Here is a 273-nt window from a genome sequence, read left to right as displayed (position 1 = left end):
GCGCCCCTACTTCGATCCACGCCGTGATGAGCCCTGTCAGGTCACGGACGACGACGGCGGGTTCCTCCGTCGAGGCGATCCCCGCGGCGCCGAACGCAATGCCCTCCTCGTACTCGAGGCAGTAGGCCAACAGGCGGGTCACCATGAACGCGTCGGTTTCCGACGCGTGCCGCGCGACGCGCAGGCTGAGCTCGTCGTAGACGCCCCGGTCCACATCCGCCAGCTGAATGTCGAAGGTGTGCATGGTTGCGCCGATTGCCATGAGGGCGAGCC

General features: G+C 67.4%; 1 protein-coding gene. It reads right to left on the bottom strand.

What is annotated here, in order from left to right:
- Nucleotides 1-273, bottom strand: a 273-nt coding sequence (locus SB660_RS20555; protein ID WP_410584182.1) for a YaeQ family protein, incomplete at both ends; no start/stop codon positions are given.

The organism is Bacillus sp. SIMBA_005, from assembly GCF_046535585.1.
GTDB lineage: Bacteria > Bacillota > Bacilli > Bacillales > Bacillaceae > Bacillus > Bacillus pumilus.
This window is presented reverse-complemented; position numbering and strand designations above follow the sequence as displayed.